Below are 17,565 nucleotides of genomic sequence, written 5' to 3'. Positions count from 1 at the left end.
ATGGTCGAAGCACGCCCGGCGAAGCTCTGGCTGCTCGCGCTCGCGCTGGCGGGCCCGCCGTGCCTCGCCCACGCGGCGCCGGCGAGTCAGGCTTCAGCAGACAACCAACCCGAGCGCGTGATCCCACCAGGTCGTGAAGACGCCGCGCGCGAGCTGCTCGGTCCCGTGTTCGACAAGACCCCGGACTCGCTCGGCTGGCTCGGCCCGCAGATCGAGGTTGACCGGATCAAGTGGTGGCTCATGCGTGGTGAGCAAGCCCGGGTGATCCTCGTGCTCGCGCCGCGCGAGCTGGCCGTCGCCGACGAGCCGCTCAGCCACAGCTTTGCCATTCAGGTCGCCTGGGCGCCGGCTTCGGATCCACCCACCGAAGTCGAGCGCGAGCTGGTCAACGCCGCCGTCGCGTCAGTTCAAGCCCGCGACACCGGCCAGTTCTACTTGGTGTTGCTCGATGTGTTCTCTGCCGACGGCTCGCAAGACCCGCTGCCGTACCTGGCCAAGCCCGCGGGGGACCCGGCTGTCGTCCATCGCAAGTGGGCGCTGAAGCTGTGTGGCGTTGGCTTGCTGGGGTTGTTTGCGCTGGGCGTCACGCTCCGCGGTCGCGGGCGGGCCTGATTCGCCTGCCGGTTCGCTACCTTCCGACCCAAAGCTCGCGCAGACGCGACCCGCGAAGCCCTGATCGACGCATGCCTCATCTGGAGGCCGGGCAAGTGGCCGCTCACTCGTGGACGTGAACCGGCACGCGCTCGCGTGCGCAGGCAGGGTCCAGCTCGCCGCACTTGGCGGCGAGGTGCGGCTGATCATCGGGCTCGCGGTGCATGAAATACGCATCCATGGCCGCCTGCGCGCGGGGATCCTTCAGGGCCTGCAGCGCCAACCCCTGCGTGCGCAGCAACGCCGCGTCGCGGGGCCGCAGCAGCAACGCCGCCGAAGCGACCTCGAGCGCGCGGCGATGCATGCCCGCGCTGCCGCACGCGGTCGCGAGCTCAGCCGCCAATTTTGGTGAACCGGGGCTGGCCGCGAGCGCGCGCTCGAGGTGCGGCACGGCCTGCTCCCACCGCCAGACCTGCGCCAGCGCGCGGCCCCGCAGCAAGTGCGGATACGGGTGCTCGGGTTTGAGCGTGGCGACGCGATCCGCGAGCGCCAGCGCCTCGTCGACTCGACCCTGCCGGACCGCGACAGCCCCGAGCGCGGCGAGGATCCTGGCCTCAGCGTCGTCGCGCTCGGCCGTGGGCAGGCCCGCTCGCGCGAGCGCAGCCTCGGCGGCGGCGAGCGCCTCGCGGGCCTCGGGCAGTCGCTCTTGCACTTGATGGTAGAGCGCCATGCCCAGCTCCCACAGCCGCTCGTGATCCGGCCGGCCCTGCGGCTGCGTACCGCCGGACAAGCTCAGCTGCGCGCGAGACACCTCGGTGACCGGCAGCTCCACGCAGGGATCCAAGGTCTGACCGATCAGCCTCGTTGTTGCACGCAAGTACGCCCGCGCCTGCTTGGTCTGCGACTGCTTGCAGGTCTGCTCTGCGAGCTCGAGGGTGCGGCTGCGGTGCAGCAGCTGGGCCTCGACCCGGAGCGGGCCGACGGCGCCGGGCGGGAGCGCAACGGCGTAGCGCACGACCACCGCGTCGCGCGGGCCCACGGTATGATCAAACGCGACAGCGCGCAGGCGCTCGACCTCGCGGGCGTCGACGAGCTTGCCGTGCTCGTCGACGACGCCCGTGCGCAGGCGGTGAACCTCGCCGTGGGTCTCGTCGAGGCTGGCGATCACGTTGCCGACCGCGTCGAGCACCTGCAGGGCGATCCAGGTGTCCTGGGCGTCGCGCGTCCCACCTGGAAACCGGTGCCCAACCGCGAGGTTGCGGACCACGAGATCCACGACCATGCGCCCGCCAGCGTCGCCGAGCGCCTCGGGATCCGCACCGTGGCCAAGCAAGTGACGGCTCCCGCCAAGCTCGATCGCGGCGATGTCGATGCTCGCCACGCCCCGCAAGAACGCCTGGATCCGCGCGAGCGTCTGCGCGTCCCCACGCATCGCGGCCAAGTAGGTGTGACCGCCCAAGAAGCGGTGGGATCGCAGCTGCCCGTGCTCGTCGATCGCCGGATCGGTGGCGTTGACGACGGTCTCGCGCGGCATGTGGCAGTCGGCGCAGTCTTTCTCTTGTACGGGGGTATCGAGGCGCAGCTTGTTGCCCGCGTAGCTCGAGTCTTGCCACGGGCCCGGCTCATCGGTGCCGCCAAGGTGGTGCGGATGCCCGGTCTCGACCCCGATGAACGCCCGGTGGCAGGCGCTACACTGCTGGCGAGCCGGACCCATCGCGCTGCGGTGCCGCTCGATGCTGGCCGCGTCGTCGAGCTCGGGAATGGGGATCTGCTGGGACGACAGCGTGTAGCTGCCGTTGCCGTCGGGCGTGGACGCGGCGACGCCATGACAGCTGACGCAGCCAACCCCCACGTGCGCGCGCGGCTCGTCCGCGGGGATCTCCGCGTCCATGTCGCCGTCGACGAGCAGCGCAGGATCGTGACAGCCGGCGCAAAACCGGCTGCGTGTGAACCCTTGATCTTGCTCGCGGAAGCGATCGATCGAGACCCGATAGATCGGGTTGTTGAAGCTGGCGAACGAGTGCGCGCTGATCCGCCACTGCGCGGCGATCTCCTCGTGACAGCTCGCGCAGTTGTCGTAGTCGGCCACCTGCGCGCCGGTGGGTGGGTGATCTCCGGCGGCGATCGCCGTCAGCGAGGGCGCGAATGGAGTTGGCGCGGCGTGGACGAAGGGTGTGGCGATCGGCCGGTCGGAATCCAGCACCACCGGATCGCCAGCAGTGGGGGGGGAAGGTTGGACGGGGTCCGGCCGATCACGCGGCTCCTCGATCGGCGCCTGGTGGCAAGCGATCGCAAGCACGAGCCCAGCCGCCGCGCTGATCAGCGGCACCCACGTGAACCGTTGAACACCCGTCATCTTGACCTCAGCGGCGCCTTCGGCGGATCAAGCCAGCCAAGCCCAGCAGCCCAAACACCCCGAACGCGCCGGCACCCCAGCGATTGTCCTCGGTCGTCGAGCAGTGCGCGCAGCCGCCCTCGTTGGATCCACCGGTGTGTGTCGCGGCCTGCTCGCGCTTGGCCGCGTGCGGGATCTTGGCCGCCTCGACCTCACCGTCGAGCCCAAGCTCGGTGTGGGCCGCCGCGGTCACGAAGGTGTCGAGCTTGGCGTCGCGCTGCACGAACGCGAGGTCGCGGGCGACCTGCATGCCGGCGCCTGGGTCTTGGTGGCCAGCTGGCGGGCCGCCCCACCGACCGAACTGCGGATTGGCGCAAGCCACCGGGCCGTCCCAATAGTGGCGAATGACATAGCGAGCTTGAAAGTTGTCCTCGCCGTAGTCGGCCGGTCGCGAGCTGCGCTCGAGCACCCCGTTCTCTTGCATGAATTCGCGGCCGCCGACGATCGGTGGCGCCTCTTGAAACACCAGATCTTCGCCGAGCGAGGCCTTGTCGTAGCGGGCGTGCAGGCGGGTGAGCGTGAACTCCGAAGCCACGCCCCACTCATCCATGAGGTTGCCCTGGTCGTCAAAGTACTGGCTCATGCTCGGCAGCGCGTCGGCCCCGAGCACGCGCAGCTCTTGCCCGCTCAGGGCCGGCACCGGGCACGGATCGCAGCTCGACGCGGCCCACGCGTACTCGGTGATCACGGCCTTGGGGTTTTGGGCCAGGGTGTGATCGAACAATGACGCATAGAACTGGCCAAAGTGATCGCGGGTCTCGTTCTTGACGTCGAGGTTGGTCGGGATCGTGACGTTCTCGTAGTTGGCGACCTCGTAGCGCTTGTGCTTGCCAAGGATGTGCACGAGCAGGTCCTGATCACCGTTGCTGTTGATCAGGCCCAGGCGCACGGGCAGGCTGAACTGATCCGTGTCGTAGTGAAAGCGCAGCGGCGAGAGCATGGCCTGGCCCTGCTCGTTGAAGGTGACCTTGTTGGCGTCAACCTTGGCGACGAAGAACTTCATGCCCGACTGCACATAAGGCTCGAGCACCGGGGCCGCGCCCTCGGGGATCTTGTAGCCGTTGTCGTGCAACCACGCGTCGAGGCCGGTCGAGTCCTTGGCCCCGAGCACGACGATCTCATACTCGCCAACGGTGAACTCGGCCTCGATCGTGACCCCGTAGTCCCGCGATTCAGCCTCGGCCATGGATGGCATGGCCATGCTCTTCTTGCTGCGGCTGAGCCCACGGCGTTGTTTGTACACCGGCGGTTCGTAGCAAGGATCCTCTTCCCAGTACTCCACCAAGCGTGGGGCCGCGAGCTGATCGACGCGATCAAAGACCTCGCGCTCGAGCGTCTTGACGTCGTCCTCGCCAAGCACGACGGGGACCGGCACGACCATCGCAAAGTTCTCGGGTGGGCCCTGGTAGTTGTTCTGCATGGCCAACACGGTGCGCGTGCCGTCGCGCATCATGACGACCATGGTCGCGTTGTTGTAGAGCTGGGTGTCGGCGCCCGCGACGTAAAATCCGCAGAAGGCCTCGGCCTCGGGCGGGGCGCTGAGCAGGGCGAGCCCCCCGATGCAAAGGCAAACGCCGAGCGAGCCAAGGCTGGTTCGCCAGCGGGGAGTGGTGTGTTGGAGTGGAGTCATGGTCACGGGAGCCTTTCGTGTCAGTTGGGGTCGCGGCGGCGGACGCCAGCGAGGGTCAAGAGCGTGAGCAGGCCGATGCCGATGGAGCCGAGCCCATCCGCGGGCGTCTCGCCCAGCGCACAACGACACCCCCCGCTGCTCGCTTGCTGCTGATCTTTTGTGGCGGCCTCACCCGCGGGGCTGGGCGGCTTCTTGTTCGGGGTGGCTTGCTCGGGGGGCGGCGCGTCGGTTGCTGGCTGCACGCCAAGCTGCTCGCCCCACGAGCCGGACGATCCCTGCATCTCGGTCGCGGTCAGACCGAGCAGCGCCTGCGAGTCCTTGGTCACGAAGCTCCCGAGCGAGGCCCGGCGATCGACGGTGGTCAGCTCGCGCGCGACCGTGGGTTGGGGCTTGGCGTGCGGATTCGAGGGCGGCCCACCCCAGACCCCAGGCTGCGGATCATTGCACGCGATCGCCCCGGTCCACGGATGGCGAATGATATAGCGGGCCTGAAACTGGTTCTCTGACGAGGGCTGGCTGCCGCGCTCGAGCTGCCCGTTGGTCTGCATGAATTCACGGCCCCCGGCGATCCCCGGCGCCTCCTCGAACACCAGATCCTCACCGAGCGAGCTCTGATCGTAGCGGGCGTGGAGCCGGGTCAGCACGAACTCGCTTGGCACGCTCCACTCGAGGTCCGCGTCGATCTGCTTGCCGTCGAGCTTGCCGGCGTAGGCTGGGAGCACGTCGGCGCCAAGCGTGACCAGCTCCGCGAGGGTCAAGGCTGGCTCGGGGCAGGGGTCACAGGTGCTGGCCGACCACGCGTACTCGGTGACCACGGCCTTGGGATGCTGCTTCAACGTGTGGTCGAACAGCGACACGTAAAAGTGCGCGAAGCGATCGCGGACGGCGTCCTTGACCTCGAGGTTGGTCGGGATCGGAACATTGGGATAATTGGCGACCTGATAGCGCTTGCCGCGAGCGAGGACGTGAACCAGCAGATCTTGGGCGCCAGCCTGATCGCCGGCGCCGCTCTGGCCATCCGGCGGCGCGTTGATCAAGCCCAGGCGGATCGGCAGCGCGAATTGGTCACTATCATAGTGAAAGCGCAGCGGCGAGAGCATCGCCCGCTTGCTGCCGTCGGGCCGGCGGGCAAACTCGACCTTGCTGGCGTCAACCTTGGCAACGAAGAACTTCATGCCATCTTGGACATAGGGCCGCAGCAAGGGCTCGGCGCCCGCGGGGATCTGGTAGTCGTTGTCGCGCAGCCACGAGTCGAGGCCGGTCGAGTCCGAGGCCGACAAGATCACGATCTCGTATTCCGCGACGGTGAATTGGGCCTCAATCTTGACCCCGTAGTCCGCGGAATCCTCTTCTTCGGCCATTGCAGTGGGCGCGGGAAGAGGAAGGCCGCCGCCCCTGCCCTTGGTCTCGACCCATGGGTTGCACGGATCTTGCTCCCAGTATTCCACCAGGCGCGGGGCCGAGAGCTTGTCGACCCGATCGAACACGGCCTTGGGCAGGGTCTTGACGTTGTCCTCGCTGAGCACGACGGGTACCGGCACGACCAGCGCGAAGTCGCTGACCGGGCCTTGATACTCGTTTTGCATGGCCAGGACCGTGCGCTTGCCGTCGCGCATCATCACGACCATGGTCGCGCCGTTGAACAGCTGCGAGTCGGCGCCTGCGACATAGAAGCCACAAAATGCCTTGGCTGGTTGCGGAGCGGCGGTGGCCAGGCCAAGCCCGAGCGCGGCCGCGCCAAATGCCAGAAGAAAGCGGGTGCGTGTGTTCATGGGGTACCTGCGTTGTTGCGGCGACGGCGAGTGATGAGTCCGAGCAAGCCGAGCCCAAGGACGCCAGCGACGCCCCCAGGCGCGACCGGAGCCTCAACGCTGCACGAGCAGCCCTTGCGTGGCTCGGCTGCCTTCGCGGCCTTCTCGGCGGCCTTGACCGTGTGCCTGGGTCGATCATCAAGCGGGGGCTCGCCCGCGAGCTGCAAGGCCGCGTGGGCCGAGTGAGTCACGAAGCTCGCGAGCTTGGCGTTGCGGGGTTCAAACGCGAGCTGCTGCGCGACCGTGGGCTCGTTGCTCGAGTCGTGGCCGCCGGGCGGGCCGCCCCACTGATCCCACAGCGGCCAGAGGCATTGAACCGCTTGATCCCAGTAGTGCAGGATCACGTAGCGACCCTGGAAGCTGTTCGAGTCCCCGACCTCGGCTGACTTGGGATCGAGCGCGCCATTGCGGGGCATGCCTCGCCCGCCGGTCAGCCCGCCGGCCTGCTCGAACACGAGATCCTCACCGAGCGTGTCTTTGCCATAGCGCGCGTGCAGCCGCGTCAGCACGAACTCGCCTTGGATCTTCCAGCTCACCTCGTGGTCGGGATCGAGCTGGCCTTGCTCGTCAAAGCCTTCGGCGTAGCGCGGCAGCACGTCGGCCCCCAGCACGATCAGCTCCTCGGTGCTCAGGGCGGGCTCGGGGCAGGGGTCACAGCTCGAGGCCGACCACGCGTACTCGGTGACCACGGCCTTGGGGTTTTGCGCGAGGGTGTGATCGAACAGCGACACATAAAACTGCCCAAAGCGCTCACGAACCTCGTCCTTGACGATGAGATTGGTTGGGATCGTGACGTTTGGGTAATTGGCGACCTGATAGCGCGTGTTTGGGGCGAGCACGTGAACCAGCAGGTCCTGCGGCCCCTGGGCGTTGATCAGCCCGAGCCGCACGGGCAGCGAGAAGTCGGGGGAGTCGTAGTGAAACCGTAGGGGCGACAGCATCGCCCGCTTGCTGCCGTCGGGCTTGGTCTGGAACTGGACCTTTTGTGAGTCGACCTTGGCGACGAAGAATTTCATGCCGCCTTCTACATAAGGTGCCAACAGGGGCTCGGCGCCAGCGGGGATGTTGTACTCGTTGCCGCGTAGCCAGGTGTCGAGGCCGGTCGAGTCTTGGGCTGACAAGATCACGACCTCGTACTCCCCGACCACGAACTCCGCCTCGATCGTCACGCCGTGGTCGCCGGGGGCGGCGGACATCTCGGCCTCGTCGTACCTCACGTTGTGAACGCGCCTGCGTGCCTGTTGTTGTTGGCGCCGGGCCTCGCAGGGGTCTTGCTCCCAGTACTCGACCAGGCGCGGGGCCGCGAGCTTGTCAACGTGATCAAAGACCTCGCGGGGGAGGGTCTTGACGTCGCCCTCTTGCAGCACGACCGGCACCGGGATCACCAGGGCAAAGTCCTCGGGCGGGCCCTGGTAGTCGTTTTGCATCGACAGGACCGTGCGCTGCCCGTCGCGCATCATCACGACCATGGTCGCGTCATTGAACAGCTTGGCGTCGGCGCCGGCGACATAGAATCCGCAGAATCCCTCGGCTGGTTGGGCAGCGCCGAGCCAGGCACCCACGCCAACCGCCATGCTCGTTGCCAGGGTCAGGAGCTTCAGGTTGTTCGGGATGATCGACATGTAGGGTGCTTTCGACGGAACCCCAAGAGGCCGGCGAGCGCGAGCAACGAGGCGAGTGGTCCGCTGTTTGAGTTGGTGTCGCACGAGCAGCCGGGCCGGTTGGCGGCGGGCTGCTTGGCGGCGGGGGAGGTCATGGGGGCAGGGTCGCTCGCGGCGGTGGGGGCCAAGATGGGCGTGGGTGGGCCGGCCAGGCCCAACGCCGCGTGGGCAGACGTGCTCACATACTCGCTCAGTTTCGCGTCGCGGGGCACGAACGCCAGCTCGCGGGCCAAGGTCGGCGCGGATGGTCCGTTGTCGTGGGGGCCCCCCCACAGCCCACGCTGGGGCTGCGCACAGCTGACGCCGCTTGCCCACGGGTGCAAGATCGCGTACCGGGCCTGAAAGCTGTTGTGATCGCCAACCTGCTCCACGTCAGGGGGCAGCGCGCCTGCGCGGTCGGGCATCCCGCGGCCGCCAACGAGGGCGGGCGCGGCCTCGAACACCAGATCTTCACCGAGCGAGCTGGCGTCGTAGCGCGCGTGCAGGCGGGTGAGCACGAAGTCCCGCGGTAACCGGCGCTGCGCGAGCTTGGCCTCGGCCGTGGTTGCCGGCGCGAGCGCGTTGGCGTAGCTCGGCAACAGCGCGGCCCCAAGCGTGATCAGCTCATCCAGATCCAGCGGCGGCTCGGGGCAAGGATCGCAGCTGCCGGCCGACCACGCGTACTCGGTGACCACCGCCGTGGGCGCGCGGCCCAAGGTGTGATCGAACAGCGATACATAGAATTCGGGGAAGCGCTCGCGGGTCTGATCCAACACCACCAAATTTGTTGGAATCGTGACATTTGGATAATTGGCAGCGCGATAGCGCTGGTTGGGCGCCAGAATGTGAACCAGCAGATCCTGCGGCCCGTTGGCGTTGATCAGCCCCAACCGCAGCGGCAGCGAGAACTGCTCGGCGTCGTAGTGAAAGCGAAGCGGGGACAGCTCGATCCGCTGGCTGCCGTCTGCGGGCTTGGCGATCTTGCTTGGGTCGACCTTGGCGACAAAGAACTTGCTGCCCGCGGCGACGTAGGGGCGCAGCAGCTGCTCGGCCATGCTGGGAATGTTGTACTCGTTGGCGCGCAGCCAGGTGTCGAGGGCGGTCGAGTCCTCGGCTGACAAGATCACGATCTGATACTCGTCAACGTTGAATTGGGCCTCGACCTTCACGCCCGCGACCGGGTCTGGGACACCGCCTGCAACTCCAGCTGGGACCCCGCGACCGTCAGCCGGGTCCGGGTCCGCCACCGCGCACGGGTCCTGCTCCCAGTATTCGACCAGGCGCGGGGCCGCGAGCTTGTCGACCCGATCGAACACGCCCCGGGGCAGGGTCTGGACGTCACCCTCGTGGAGCACCGTCGGCACCGGGATCACCAAGGCAAAGTCCTGGGGCGGGCCCTGGTAGTGGTTTTGCATCGCCAGGACCGTGCGCTGGCCGTCGCGCATCATCACGACCATCGTGGCGTCGTTGTAGAGCTTGGCCTCCGCGCCGCTGACGTAGAAGCCACAAAAGGCGTGCGACTGGACCGGTGCCGTGAGGCCGAGACCCAGCAAGGCGCCGGTGAGCCCGACGGTGAGCAGCCGGCGAGGGGCGTGAGTTGGGGGGTTCATGATCGAGCTGCCGCCCAACCCTGGCGAGGTGGACCGGCGCGATGATACCCGACTCAGCGGTGTCGGCGCGGCGTGACGCGTGAAGCTCTCACGAGCTCATCGGGTGCAGGCGGCGGTGGCAGGCGTACTCGAAAGGTCGAGCCCGATCACGAAATTGAGCGGTGTCCTCAATCGGTCTGGCCGGGCGGGCTCGGGGCCGTGATGACTGCGCCGTCGCCCACGCCAAAGTCCACGCAATTCGGGGCCATCCACAGCACCGCGCCCGCGAGGCTGCTAGTTGCCCCGCCCCGCCAGTCGCTGTCCAGCGCTTGGTAGCGCAGCCACCAACCAGCGGGGATCTCGACGCCGCGCTCGGTGTGTCCGGGGATCGTCGACGCGTTCGTGGGCACGTCCTCGAGCTGGGGTGTGAACCCGTAGTCGATCGGCTCGGCGCACAGGTTGGCCAGCCGCAGCGCGACGCGAGCCTCGTCGTCCTGATCGGTGCCCCACTGCTCCGGCGCGTCGCGGTGCTCGATGTCGAGCACGATCGGTCCGGCGGTGGGGGAGCCTGAAGTGGGGGACCCTGCTTGGTTAGCCGGGTCCGCGTCGAGATCCCAGTGAATGGCGAAGGTTGTCCGTCCGTGGTCGGGTAGCTCGAAGCTGACCTCGAGCGTGTCGCACTGGGACGAGACCTCCATCCGCCCGTGCTCGACGGTGGTCACCGCGGCGCCGAGCCAGCGATCGCCGTCCCACAGATGCAGCCAGCTCCCCTGTGGGATCCGCTGGGTCTGGATCGTGTGGGACGCGAGCGCCCGGCTTGCGGGCTTGGCTTCGTCCGGCGAGTCGCTGGGGCCGAAGGCGTAGTCGAGCTCGACGGCGCACGCATTTCGCAGCTCGATCTCGGTCACGACCTGGACGAGATCGGCATCGAGCCAATCGCCGACAGTGGTCGCGGTGATCATCGCGGCGGGTGTGAAGCGGTGTTCGCTGAGCTTCGATCCGGCCGAAGCTGGTGTCGCGTCCGCATCGACCACCGTTGGGAGCTCGGAGACATCGACGACGCCGTAAGGCGCGGTGCTGTGCTTGTGCTGGAGCTCGAGCGAGGTCGCGTCGGCCAGCGCCATCGCACCAGCGACCTCACGGCGGTGCTGGGCTCGGGTCGGGTTGGCGTGGGCGCACCCGAGCGCCGTGAGACCCGTCAGGCCGACCAGCAGCCCGGCCATGACTCTGTTGCCCACGGTGAACCAGTCTGCGAGAGCGACCGCGAGCGGGCGAGAAGCCCTCGCCCCAGCTGAAAACACTCGAGTTCGGGTGAAGGGATGCCGCCAGGTCGCTCTCATCGTGTGGGCGGCACAAACGGGCGTCAGACTGGAGTGTTCCCGACAAACTGCAGGGCGCGGCAGCTTTGTCGTGGTTCGGCGCTGGCGAGCCGCTCAGTCGCGCGAGCGCGGCAACATCGCGAGGGAAAAAAAAGCGAGCCCGGAGACCAAGGGCCTCCGGGCTCGCCGGGGGGGGGACGAAACGAACTCAGTCAGCGGCGATCTCGTCGTGGTCGCCGCGCTTGCCGTCGCGCTTGCCGTCGCGCTTGCCGTCGCGCTTGCCGTCGCGCTTGCCGTGGCCGCGCTTGCCGTCGCGCTTGCCGTCGCGCTTGCCAAGCAGCGCGTGCACGCCGTGCTCTTCGATCTCGGCTGCGACGATCGCCCGCTGGGCCGGCGTGAGGATGTCGTGGATCTCGCTCACCAGCGCGCCAACCTGCTGGCCGCGGTCGGCCTTCCGGGACATGTGCTCGGACTTGGTGGAGACCATGGCCTGACGAAGCGCGGAGGTGTCCAAGCTCGCGGCCCGGAACGCGTCGGCGATCGGCTTGAAGTTGGGCTTCTGGTCGGCGGCGTCCTCACGCGCGTCGCGGCGGGCCTGATGGGCACCCTCGAAGGTCGCGGTCAGCTGGGTCTTTTGATCCTCGGTGCAGGTCAGCTTCTCGCAGAAGCCGTCGACCTTGCGGGCGAGGTGCTCGCTGGGGTCGCGCTCGCCGGCCTGATCGGACTTGGCCTCGTCGCCGTGCTTGCCGCGCTTGCCCTTGCCCTTGCGCTTGCCCTTGCCGCCAAAGAACATCCCGCCGTCGGTCTCGAGCTTGTCGGCCAGCTTGGCGCGCTGCTCCGCGGTCAGGATCCCGTGCAGCTCGGTGGCGAACGCGATCATCTGGTCTTCGTGGCCCGCCGTGTCGCGCTCGGGCTTGGCCCGCTCGAGCACGGAGGGGTCGAAGCTGTCGGCCGCGAACGCGCTGGCGATCGCCTTGTTGGCTTCCGCCCGGGCGGCCTTGCGCGCTTCGTGAGCGGCGGGGTCACGGTCGCGACTGCGCTCGTCGTGGCGACTGGCGAACAGCTCGCCAACCTTGGCGGCCTGGTCTTCGCTGCACTCGACCTGCGCGCAGAGCTTCTCGGCCGCAAATTTCGCACGGTCACCGCGCTTGGCGTGGTGACCGTCATGGAGTTCTTGGGGTGCGTCTTCACCGAGTTCGGCGGCGCGGGGCTCGACCGGCTCGTCGCCAGCATCACAGGCGAAGGTGAACAACATCGAGGCGGCGAACAGGAGTGAGATGGGCTTGGTCATGGCGAAGTGAACCCTAGCCCCAGTTCCGCGCCGAGTGCGTCAGCCTGTCCGCTGGATTTCGTAAAGCTCGCGCAAAGCCAGCGACATGTTGGCAACCCGCCCGCATGTCTGGCGGTCGCGACCGAGCTCTGGACACTCCAAATCCAAACAAGAGAATTCCTCGTCATGCAGCACACACGCACGTGTCGCGCGACACAAGTTCGCTCGCGCAGCTGCGCAGCGGGCCGAATTCCTGCTACCCATGGTTCGTGAACGCGCGTCGCCTCTCGTACCTGCTGTCGACCGTCCTCGCTGCGGTCGTGCTCCTGATCGCGTCCCCGGCCCAGGCTGGCAAGCAAGCAACGCTGGGCAACCCGCCCGCGTCGATGCGGCCTGGCCAGACCAGCTCGGTCCACGAGATCGGCGCCAGCTTCAACGGCAACTTCAACCCGGACGCGTTCATCCCTGCGTTCAACTGGCGCTTCCATCTGCCGGGCACCGGACGGGTCGGCCAGCTCAGCGGGTTGTTCATGGGCTTCAATGCCGGGCCCGCGGTCAGCTTCCACGGGAACGGGCGCGGGTACTACGACCGGGGTGGATACGGTCGCGGCAACCGTGATTTCTACCGGGCGGTGTGGGGACGGGCCGGGTTCGAGCTGGGCTACGAGATCGATCCGTGGTCAAACCTCGCGTTGACCTTCTCCCCCACGGTCCACAACGACTTCCACTTTTCGCCCCACTTCTTCCAGTTCGAGCAGACCTTTGGCCCAACGATCCGGCTGTACATCGAGCAGCACTGGATCTTCTACTTCGAGCCAGGCTTCGTCGGTTGGAACGTGTGGACAGACGGCAACAACAACTCCGGCGCGTGGCTGTCTGTCCGCGGCGGCGTTGGCTTTGCCTACAAGTTTTGATTGGCGCCGGGGCCGGCCAGGTCAGGGGGCCAGGGGCGGCGGGTCTTGCTTGCCGGGCGCTGGCTCGTTGGCTTCGACGAGGACGGGGTCGCCGTCAAACACCTGCCACGAGCCACCGTGGACGCCGCCCGAGAACGCCGGCTTGGACACCTGGCCGGCGCCGAACAACCACCAGTCGCTCTGGACCCGGTCGGGCTTGACGTCGAGGGTCAGGTAGCCCTTGCGCAAGACTTCGGTCCAGCGCCAGTGTGGGTTGACCATCTGCAAGGTCGCTAGGCTGCCGCTGTCCAAACCAAGCCCCGGTGAGGTCACGCCCGGGGTCACGAATTCCACGGCGACCGAGCCTTCGCCGGTCGCGGGGTCGTAGCCCTCGAGCGGGTTCTCGGTCAGCTCGACCGCAAACGACGAGTGCACGTCGCCAGTGAGCACGACCAGGTTGTCGATCGCGTTGTCGCGCAGGTAGCCGTAGAGCCGCCGACGCGCGCCGTCGTAGCCATCCCAGGGGTCGGCGAACAGCGGGCGGTTGGGCTCGCCGTCTTGGCCGGCCTGCAAGATCGTCTGACCCAGCATGACCTGCTGGGCGAGCAGCTTCCACTTGGCGGTGCTCGAGCCAAGCCGCTCGAACAGCCACGCCTCTTGCTCGGCGCCGAGCATCTGCCGGTTGGGATCCGTGATCGCGGTGAGCGGGTCCGGGTTGTCGAACAGGTTGATCTGCTGATCGCGCCCTTCGTAGCGGGTGTCGAGCACGATCACGTGGGCGAGGTCGCCATACGAGAGCTCACGATAGACCCGCCCCGGGACACCCTCGCGCAGCGGCAGCCACTCGAAGTAAGCCTGGGTCGCGGCGGCCCTGCGCTCGGCCCACGGGCCCTGGTCGGCCTCGTCGTGGTTCGCGGCGCCGTCGCGCCACCCGTCGTTGGCGATCTCGTGGTCGTCCCAGGTCACGATGAAGGGGTGCTGGCGATGGGCGTGCTGCAGCCCGGGGCTGGTCCGGTACATCCGATACCGGCGCCGATAGTCGTCGAGGGTGACGCACGCGTGGCTGGGGTCGAGCTGGCGCAGGTCACCGTACTCGCCGTCGGCGAACTCGTAGATGTAGTCGCCAAGCTGCAGGACCGCGTCGATGTCAGCCCGGCCGCCGATCTCGTCGTAGACGTGAAAATAGCCGTGGGCCCAGCTCGAGCACGAGCACACCGCGAAGCGCAGGTGATCGACGGCGCCGCTGGGCGCGGTGCGGGTCCTGCCGATCGGCGAGACCCGGCCCTGCGCGTAGAAGCGGTAGTAGTAGGTCGAGCCGGGCTCGAGCGAGTCAACGTCGATCTTGCTGGTGTAGTCGCGCTCGGTGTCGGTTGGCGCGATCCAATCTGCGGCGACCCGCAGCTGGAACTCGGGATCCACGGCCATCTCGAAGAACAGCTCGACCGCCTCGTCGACCGCGGGCGAGACCCTTGTCCAGAGGATCACCGAGTCGCTGAGCGGATCGCCGCTCGCAACACCGTGGGCGAAGATGCTCTCGGGCCCGAGCTCACCCTCCCACTCGTAGGTTGGGAGGCCGTCGTCGCCTCCGGTCTCACCGGTCTCGCCGGTCTCGCCGGTCTCACCGGTCTCGCCAGCTCCGCCGCCAGGCTCGGGCGTACAGGCGCTAAAGCTGGGGATCAGGGAGGTTGCACCAAGGATGCTGGCGCGGCGAAGGAGCTCTCGGCGAGTGATCGTCATGTCAATCCAGTCCAGTCAGGGTCGCCCGTCGCCTGCATGGCTGTCGAGCAAATGTCACACGCGGGCCGGGAAAACGCAGTCTGCGCGGATCGACGGGGGGTGCATGAAGTCGTGCTCTCGGCGTAGTGTCCAACCATGCGCCGCACTTGGTTTCTTCGTAGGTCGATCACAACCAGCCTCGCACTGTCCGCGCTCGCGCTCGCAGCGTGCGGCGATGACTCGGTCACCGGTGGCGATGCGGGTAGCACGAGCGAGACCGGTGACGGCGACGGTGACCCGGGCGACGGCGACGGCGACGGCGATGGCGATGGGGACGGGGATGGCGATCCCGGCGACGGCGATGGTGACCCGGGTGACGGCGATGGTGATCAGCCAACGACCCCGCTGCAGGCCGGCGTCGCGATGCGCTACCTCGACCACCCGATCGGGATCTCGCTCGCCGGCTACGGTGGCCGCCTAGGCGGCACCAACACCCCGTGGAGCGGGCTGTTCTACGGCACCCGGGGCTTCTACAACTACCCAACGATCAAGGCGATGGTCCTGCAGTCAAAGGCGGGCGAGCAGGTCGTGCTGATGAAGACGCCAATGATGAGCGCCGAGTCCGGGGTCACCGACGCGACCGCGGCCAAGTATCAAGAGCTCTATGGCGAGGATCTGCGCGGCCGGATCATTTGGGGCGGGACCCACTCTCACCACGCGCACGGTCGCTATTGGCGGCTGCCAGACATCTTTGGCGCGGTTGGGACCGACACCGCCGACGAAGAGGTCATCGATCTGCTCGCCACCGAGTTTGCCAAGACGATCAAGGCCGCGATCGACGATCTTGGCGACGCGCAATGGGGCTACACGGCGATCGAGGACTGGGATCCAAGCGACAAGGTCTACGGTGATCGCCGCAGCGCCAACAACCCCACCTACGGCAAGGACCCGACCCTCACGGTGTTCGCCCTGCGTCGCCCCGACGGCACGCCAATGGCCGCGATGTTCAACTTTGGCATCCACGGGATCAGCGTCGCCTACGAGAACGAGCTGCTGACCGAAGACGCGCCAGGGGCCGTCGAGCTCGAGTTCGAGCAGTACTTCTTCGAGCAGACCGGCCAGCCGATCTTTGGGATGATCGCCCAAGCTGGCGGCGGCGACTCGTCACCGCGCGGCGGGTTCTTGGGTCACGACTCCGCCACCCAAAAGACCGAGCTGATCGGCACGGTCGCGGCGCCGGTGATCTTTGACGCGTACCAGAACCTCGCGTGGGATGACGACCCCGAGATCGTCGTGCAGTCGCGGCGCGTGGATCTGACCTACGAAAAATTTGGCTACGACGAGAGCGGCGAGTTCTCGGGTGAGCTGTTCAACCTGATCCCAATCGACTACGTGTGGGGTGGCTGGCAGTGCACGGGGGTCGCGGAGGACAACGACCCCAACACCTCGATGGAGGGCAAGGACAAGCAGTGCATCCCCGTCGACACGCTGTTGCTTGGCGACGTGCCCCACGGCGAGATCCACCAGACCTACCTGAGCGTGGCCAAGATCGGGCCGCTGTTCATGATGACGATCCCCGGCGAGCCGGCCTACTCGATCATCAAGTACGCGCGCGACCAGTTCGCGCAGCTGGCCTCGGACGAGCCCATTGACCTGATGGTGTGGGGCTACTCGCAAGATCACCTGCTGTACTTCACCGCGCCCGACGACTGGTTTCAGGGCGGGTATGAGTCCGAGATGAGCCTGTGGGGGCCCAACGGCGGCACCTTCATGGTCAACACCGACATGGAGATGATCGCCGACATTCTGGCCGGGGACATTGGCCCCGCGCTGGTCGAAGAGACGCCGACGCTGGCGAGCCCAGGTGGGTTCACACCTCGGGCGTTCGAGCTCAGCCAGAACCACGGCGCGGTGGTCAGCAACGTCGAGGTATTGCAGCGGCGCTTGGAGCTGGTGCGGTTCCGGTTTGGCGGCGGCGACCCGAGCGTGGGCGCGCCGAACGTGCGCTTGCAGGTTGACGATGGCCAAGGCGGGTTCGTGGACGTGCCGCATCCCGCCGGGTGGTCGGGGCGCGCCTACGACAACAGCCGCAACGAGATGATCACCCACTACGATCCCACGCCCGCGCCCAACGGCAACGTCGCGGCCTCGCGCAAGCACGAGTGGTACGTCGACTGGGAGATCCCCGCGGACTGGCCAGCCGGCGAGTACCGCATGGTTGCGACCGGGCCGTACTGGGATGGGGCGACCGTGCAGCAGTATGAGGCGGCGAGCCTCGCGTTCGCGGTCGAGCAATCCAACGACGCGAACCTGGCCGCGAACTTGACGGATCCCGACACGCTGTACCTGAGCTTGGTGATGCCAAGCGTGCCGAAGGTCATGGACGGGACCTGGCCGGTCCGGGGCTGGCGCCTGCACGACGCCTGGCACACGCCCGCGGACGGGATCCACGTGCGCGCGCCCCTGAGCTTGGAGTTCATCGTCGATGGCATGCCAACCGGGGAGGTCTGGCAGGCCAGCTATGATCCGGTCGCGGACGCGTACGTGTTCGATTTTGGCCAGACGGGGATCGACGCGAACGCGAACGTTGAAGTTGACGCGTGGTTGAGCTCGGACCTCGAGCCCAGCCCGGTCACGGCAACGATCACCGGCCCGTAGGTTCGGGCTCCGGGCCTCGGGTCCGTTCGCGGGCGAGTGACGAAAAAATCGTC

The 17,565-nt window shown here is 67.5% G+C and carries 11 protein-coding genes; 3 read left to right on the top strand and 8 right to left on the bottom strand.

Annotated elements, in window-relative coordinates; translation table 11 throughout:
• The gene (locus tag DB30_RS13245; RefSeq protein WP_052548787.1) at positions 1-612 is read left to right on the top strand and encodes a hypothetical protein; all 612 of its coding nucleotides are present in this window, start codon (positions 1-3) and stop codon (positions 610-612) included.
• Positions 613-715: 103 nt separating this feature from the next.
• Here the strand turns inward: DB30_RS13245 and DB30_RS13240 are convergent, their stop codons facing one another.
• The 7 genes from DB30_RS13240 to DB30_RS13210 form a co-directional block, all read right to left on the bottom strand.
• On the bottom strand, positions 716-2,947 hold the full coding sequence (locus DB30_RS13240) for a multiheme c-type cytochrome (RefSeq protein ID WP_052548786.1): 2,232 nt from the start codon (positions 2,945-2,947) through the stop codon (positions 716-718).
• 7 nt (positions 2,948-2,954) lie between these two features.
• The gene (locus tag DB30_RS13235) at positions 2,955-4,616 is read right to left on the bottom strand and encodes a DUF2330 domain-containing protein (RefSeq protein WP_146658680.1); all 1,662 of its coding nucleotides are present in this window, start codon (positions 4,614-4,616) and stop codon (positions 2,955-2,957) included.
• Between the two features lie 20 nt (positions 4,617-4,636).
• Positions 4,637-6,388 carry a DUF2330 domain-containing protein gene (locus tag DB30_RS13230; protein WP_052548784.1) on the bottom strand — a complete coding sequence of 584 codons (1,752 nt, stop codon included), beginning with the start codon at positions 6,386-6,388 and terminating at the stop codon, positions 4,637-4,639.
• The gene (locus DB30_RS13225; protein ID WP_052548783.1) at positions 6,385-8,049 is read right to left on the bottom strand and encodes a DUF2330 domain-containing protein; all 1,665 of its coding nucleotides are present in this window, start codon (positions 8,047-8,049) and stop codon (positions 6,385-6,387) included. Before DB30_RS13225 ends, DB30_RS13230 begins: the two co-directional genes overlap by 4 nt.
• Positions 8,025-9,677, bottom strand: coding sequence for a DUF2330 domain-containing protein (locus DB30_RS13220; protein ID WP_146658678.1), 1,653 nt, complete (start codon positions 9,675-9,677; stop codon positions 8,025-8,027). Before DB30_RS13220 ends, DB30_RS13225 begins: the two co-directional genes overlap by 25 nt.
• A 167-nt stretch (positions 9,678-9,844) precedes the next feature.
• Positions 9,845-10,894 (bottom strand): hypothetical protein, encoded by a 1,050-nt coding sequence (locus tag DB30_RS13215; RefSeq protein ID WP_146658676.1) that lies wholly within the window; start codon positions 10,892-10,894, stop codon positions 9,845-9,847.
• A gap of 289 nt (positions 10,895-11,183) precedes the next feature.
• Positions 11,184-12,266 (bottom strand): Spy/CpxP family protein refolding chaperone, encoded by a 1,083-nt coding sequence (locus DB30_RS13210; RefSeq protein ID WP_052548780.1) that lies wholly within the window; start codon positions 12,264-12,266, stop codon positions 11,184-11,186.
• Between the two features lie 248 nt (positions 12,267-12,514).
• Here DB30_RS13210 and DB30_RS13205 point away from each other — a divergent pair, with 248 nt between their 5' ends.
• Complete coding sequence (locus tag DB30_RS13205; RefSeq protein WP_052548779.1) at positions 12,515-13,159, top strand: hypothetical protein; 645 nt, start codon at positions 12,515-12,517, stop codon at positions 13,157-13,159.
• 21 nt (positions 13,160-13,180) lie between these two features.
• Here DB30_RS13205 and DB30_RS13200 read toward each other — a convergent pair whose 3' ends face one another.
• Complete coding sequence (locus DB30_RS13200) at positions 13,181-14,875, bottom strand: alkaline phosphatase D family protein (RefSeq protein WP_052548778.1); 1,695 nt, start codon at positions 14,873-14,875, stop codon at positions 13,181-13,183.
• A gap of 135 nt (positions 14,876-15,010) precedes the next feature.
• Between DB30_RS13200 and DB30_RS41395 the strand changes: the two genes are divergently transcribed.
• Positions 15,011-17,512 carry a neutral/alkaline non-lysosomal ceramidase N-terminal domain-containing protein gene (locus DB30_RS41395; protein ID WP_052548777.1) on the top strand — a complete coding sequence of 834 codons (2,502 nt, stop codon included), beginning with the start codon at positions 15,011-15,013 and terminating at the stop codon, positions 17,510-17,512.
• The last annotated feature ends 53 nt before the right edge of the window (positions 17,513-17,565 follow it).

It is taken from the genome of Enhygromyxa salina (genome assembly GCF_000737335.2).
Lineage (GTDB): Bacteria > Myxococcota_A > Polyangia > Nannocystales > Nannocystaceae > Plesiocystis > Plesiocystis salina_C.
Note: the sequence above shows the minus strand (reverse complement) of the source record. Positions and strands in the feature narration are given on the sequence as shown.

Excerpts from the sequence above, each read along its gene's own strand:
- DB30_RS41395 (WP_052548777.1), top strand. The coding sequence starts at position 15,011 with ATGCGCCGCACTTGGTTTCTTCGTAGGTCGATCACAACCAGCCTCGCA.
- DB30_RS13210 (WP_052548780.1), bottom strand. The coding sequence starts at position 12,266 with ATGACCAAGCCCATCTCACTCCTGTTCGCCGCCTCGATGTTGTTCACC.
- DB30_RS13220 (WP_146658678.1), bottom strand. The coding sequence starts at position 9,677 with ATGAACCCCCCAACTCACGCCCCTCGCCGGCTGCTCACCGTCGGGCTC.
- DB30_RS13235 (WP_146658680.1), bottom strand. The coding sequence starts at position 4,616 with ATGACTCCACTCCAACACACCACTCCCCGCTGGCGAACCAGCCTTGGC.
- DB30_RS13200 (WP_052548778.1), bottom strand. The coding sequence starts at position 14,875 with ATGACGATCACTCGCCGAGAGCTCCTTCGCCGCGCCAGCATCCTTGGT.
- DB30_RS13245 (WP_052548787.1), top strand. The coding sequence starts at position 1 with ATGGTCGAAGCACGCCCGGCGAAGCTCTGGCTGCTCGCGCTCGCGCTG.
- DB30_RS13225 (WP_052548783.1), bottom strand. The coding sequence starts at position 8,049 with ATGTCGATCATCCCGAACAACCTGAAGCTCCTGACCCTGGCAACGAGC.
- DB30_RS13230 (WP_052548784.1), bottom strand. The coding sequence starts at position 6,388 with ATGAACACACGCACCCGCTTTCTTCTGGCATTTGGCGCGGCCGCGCTC.
- DB30_RS13240 (WP_052548786.1), bottom strand. The coding sequence starts at position 2,947 with ATGACGGGTGTTCAACGGTTCACGTGGGTGCCGCTGATCAGCGCGGCG.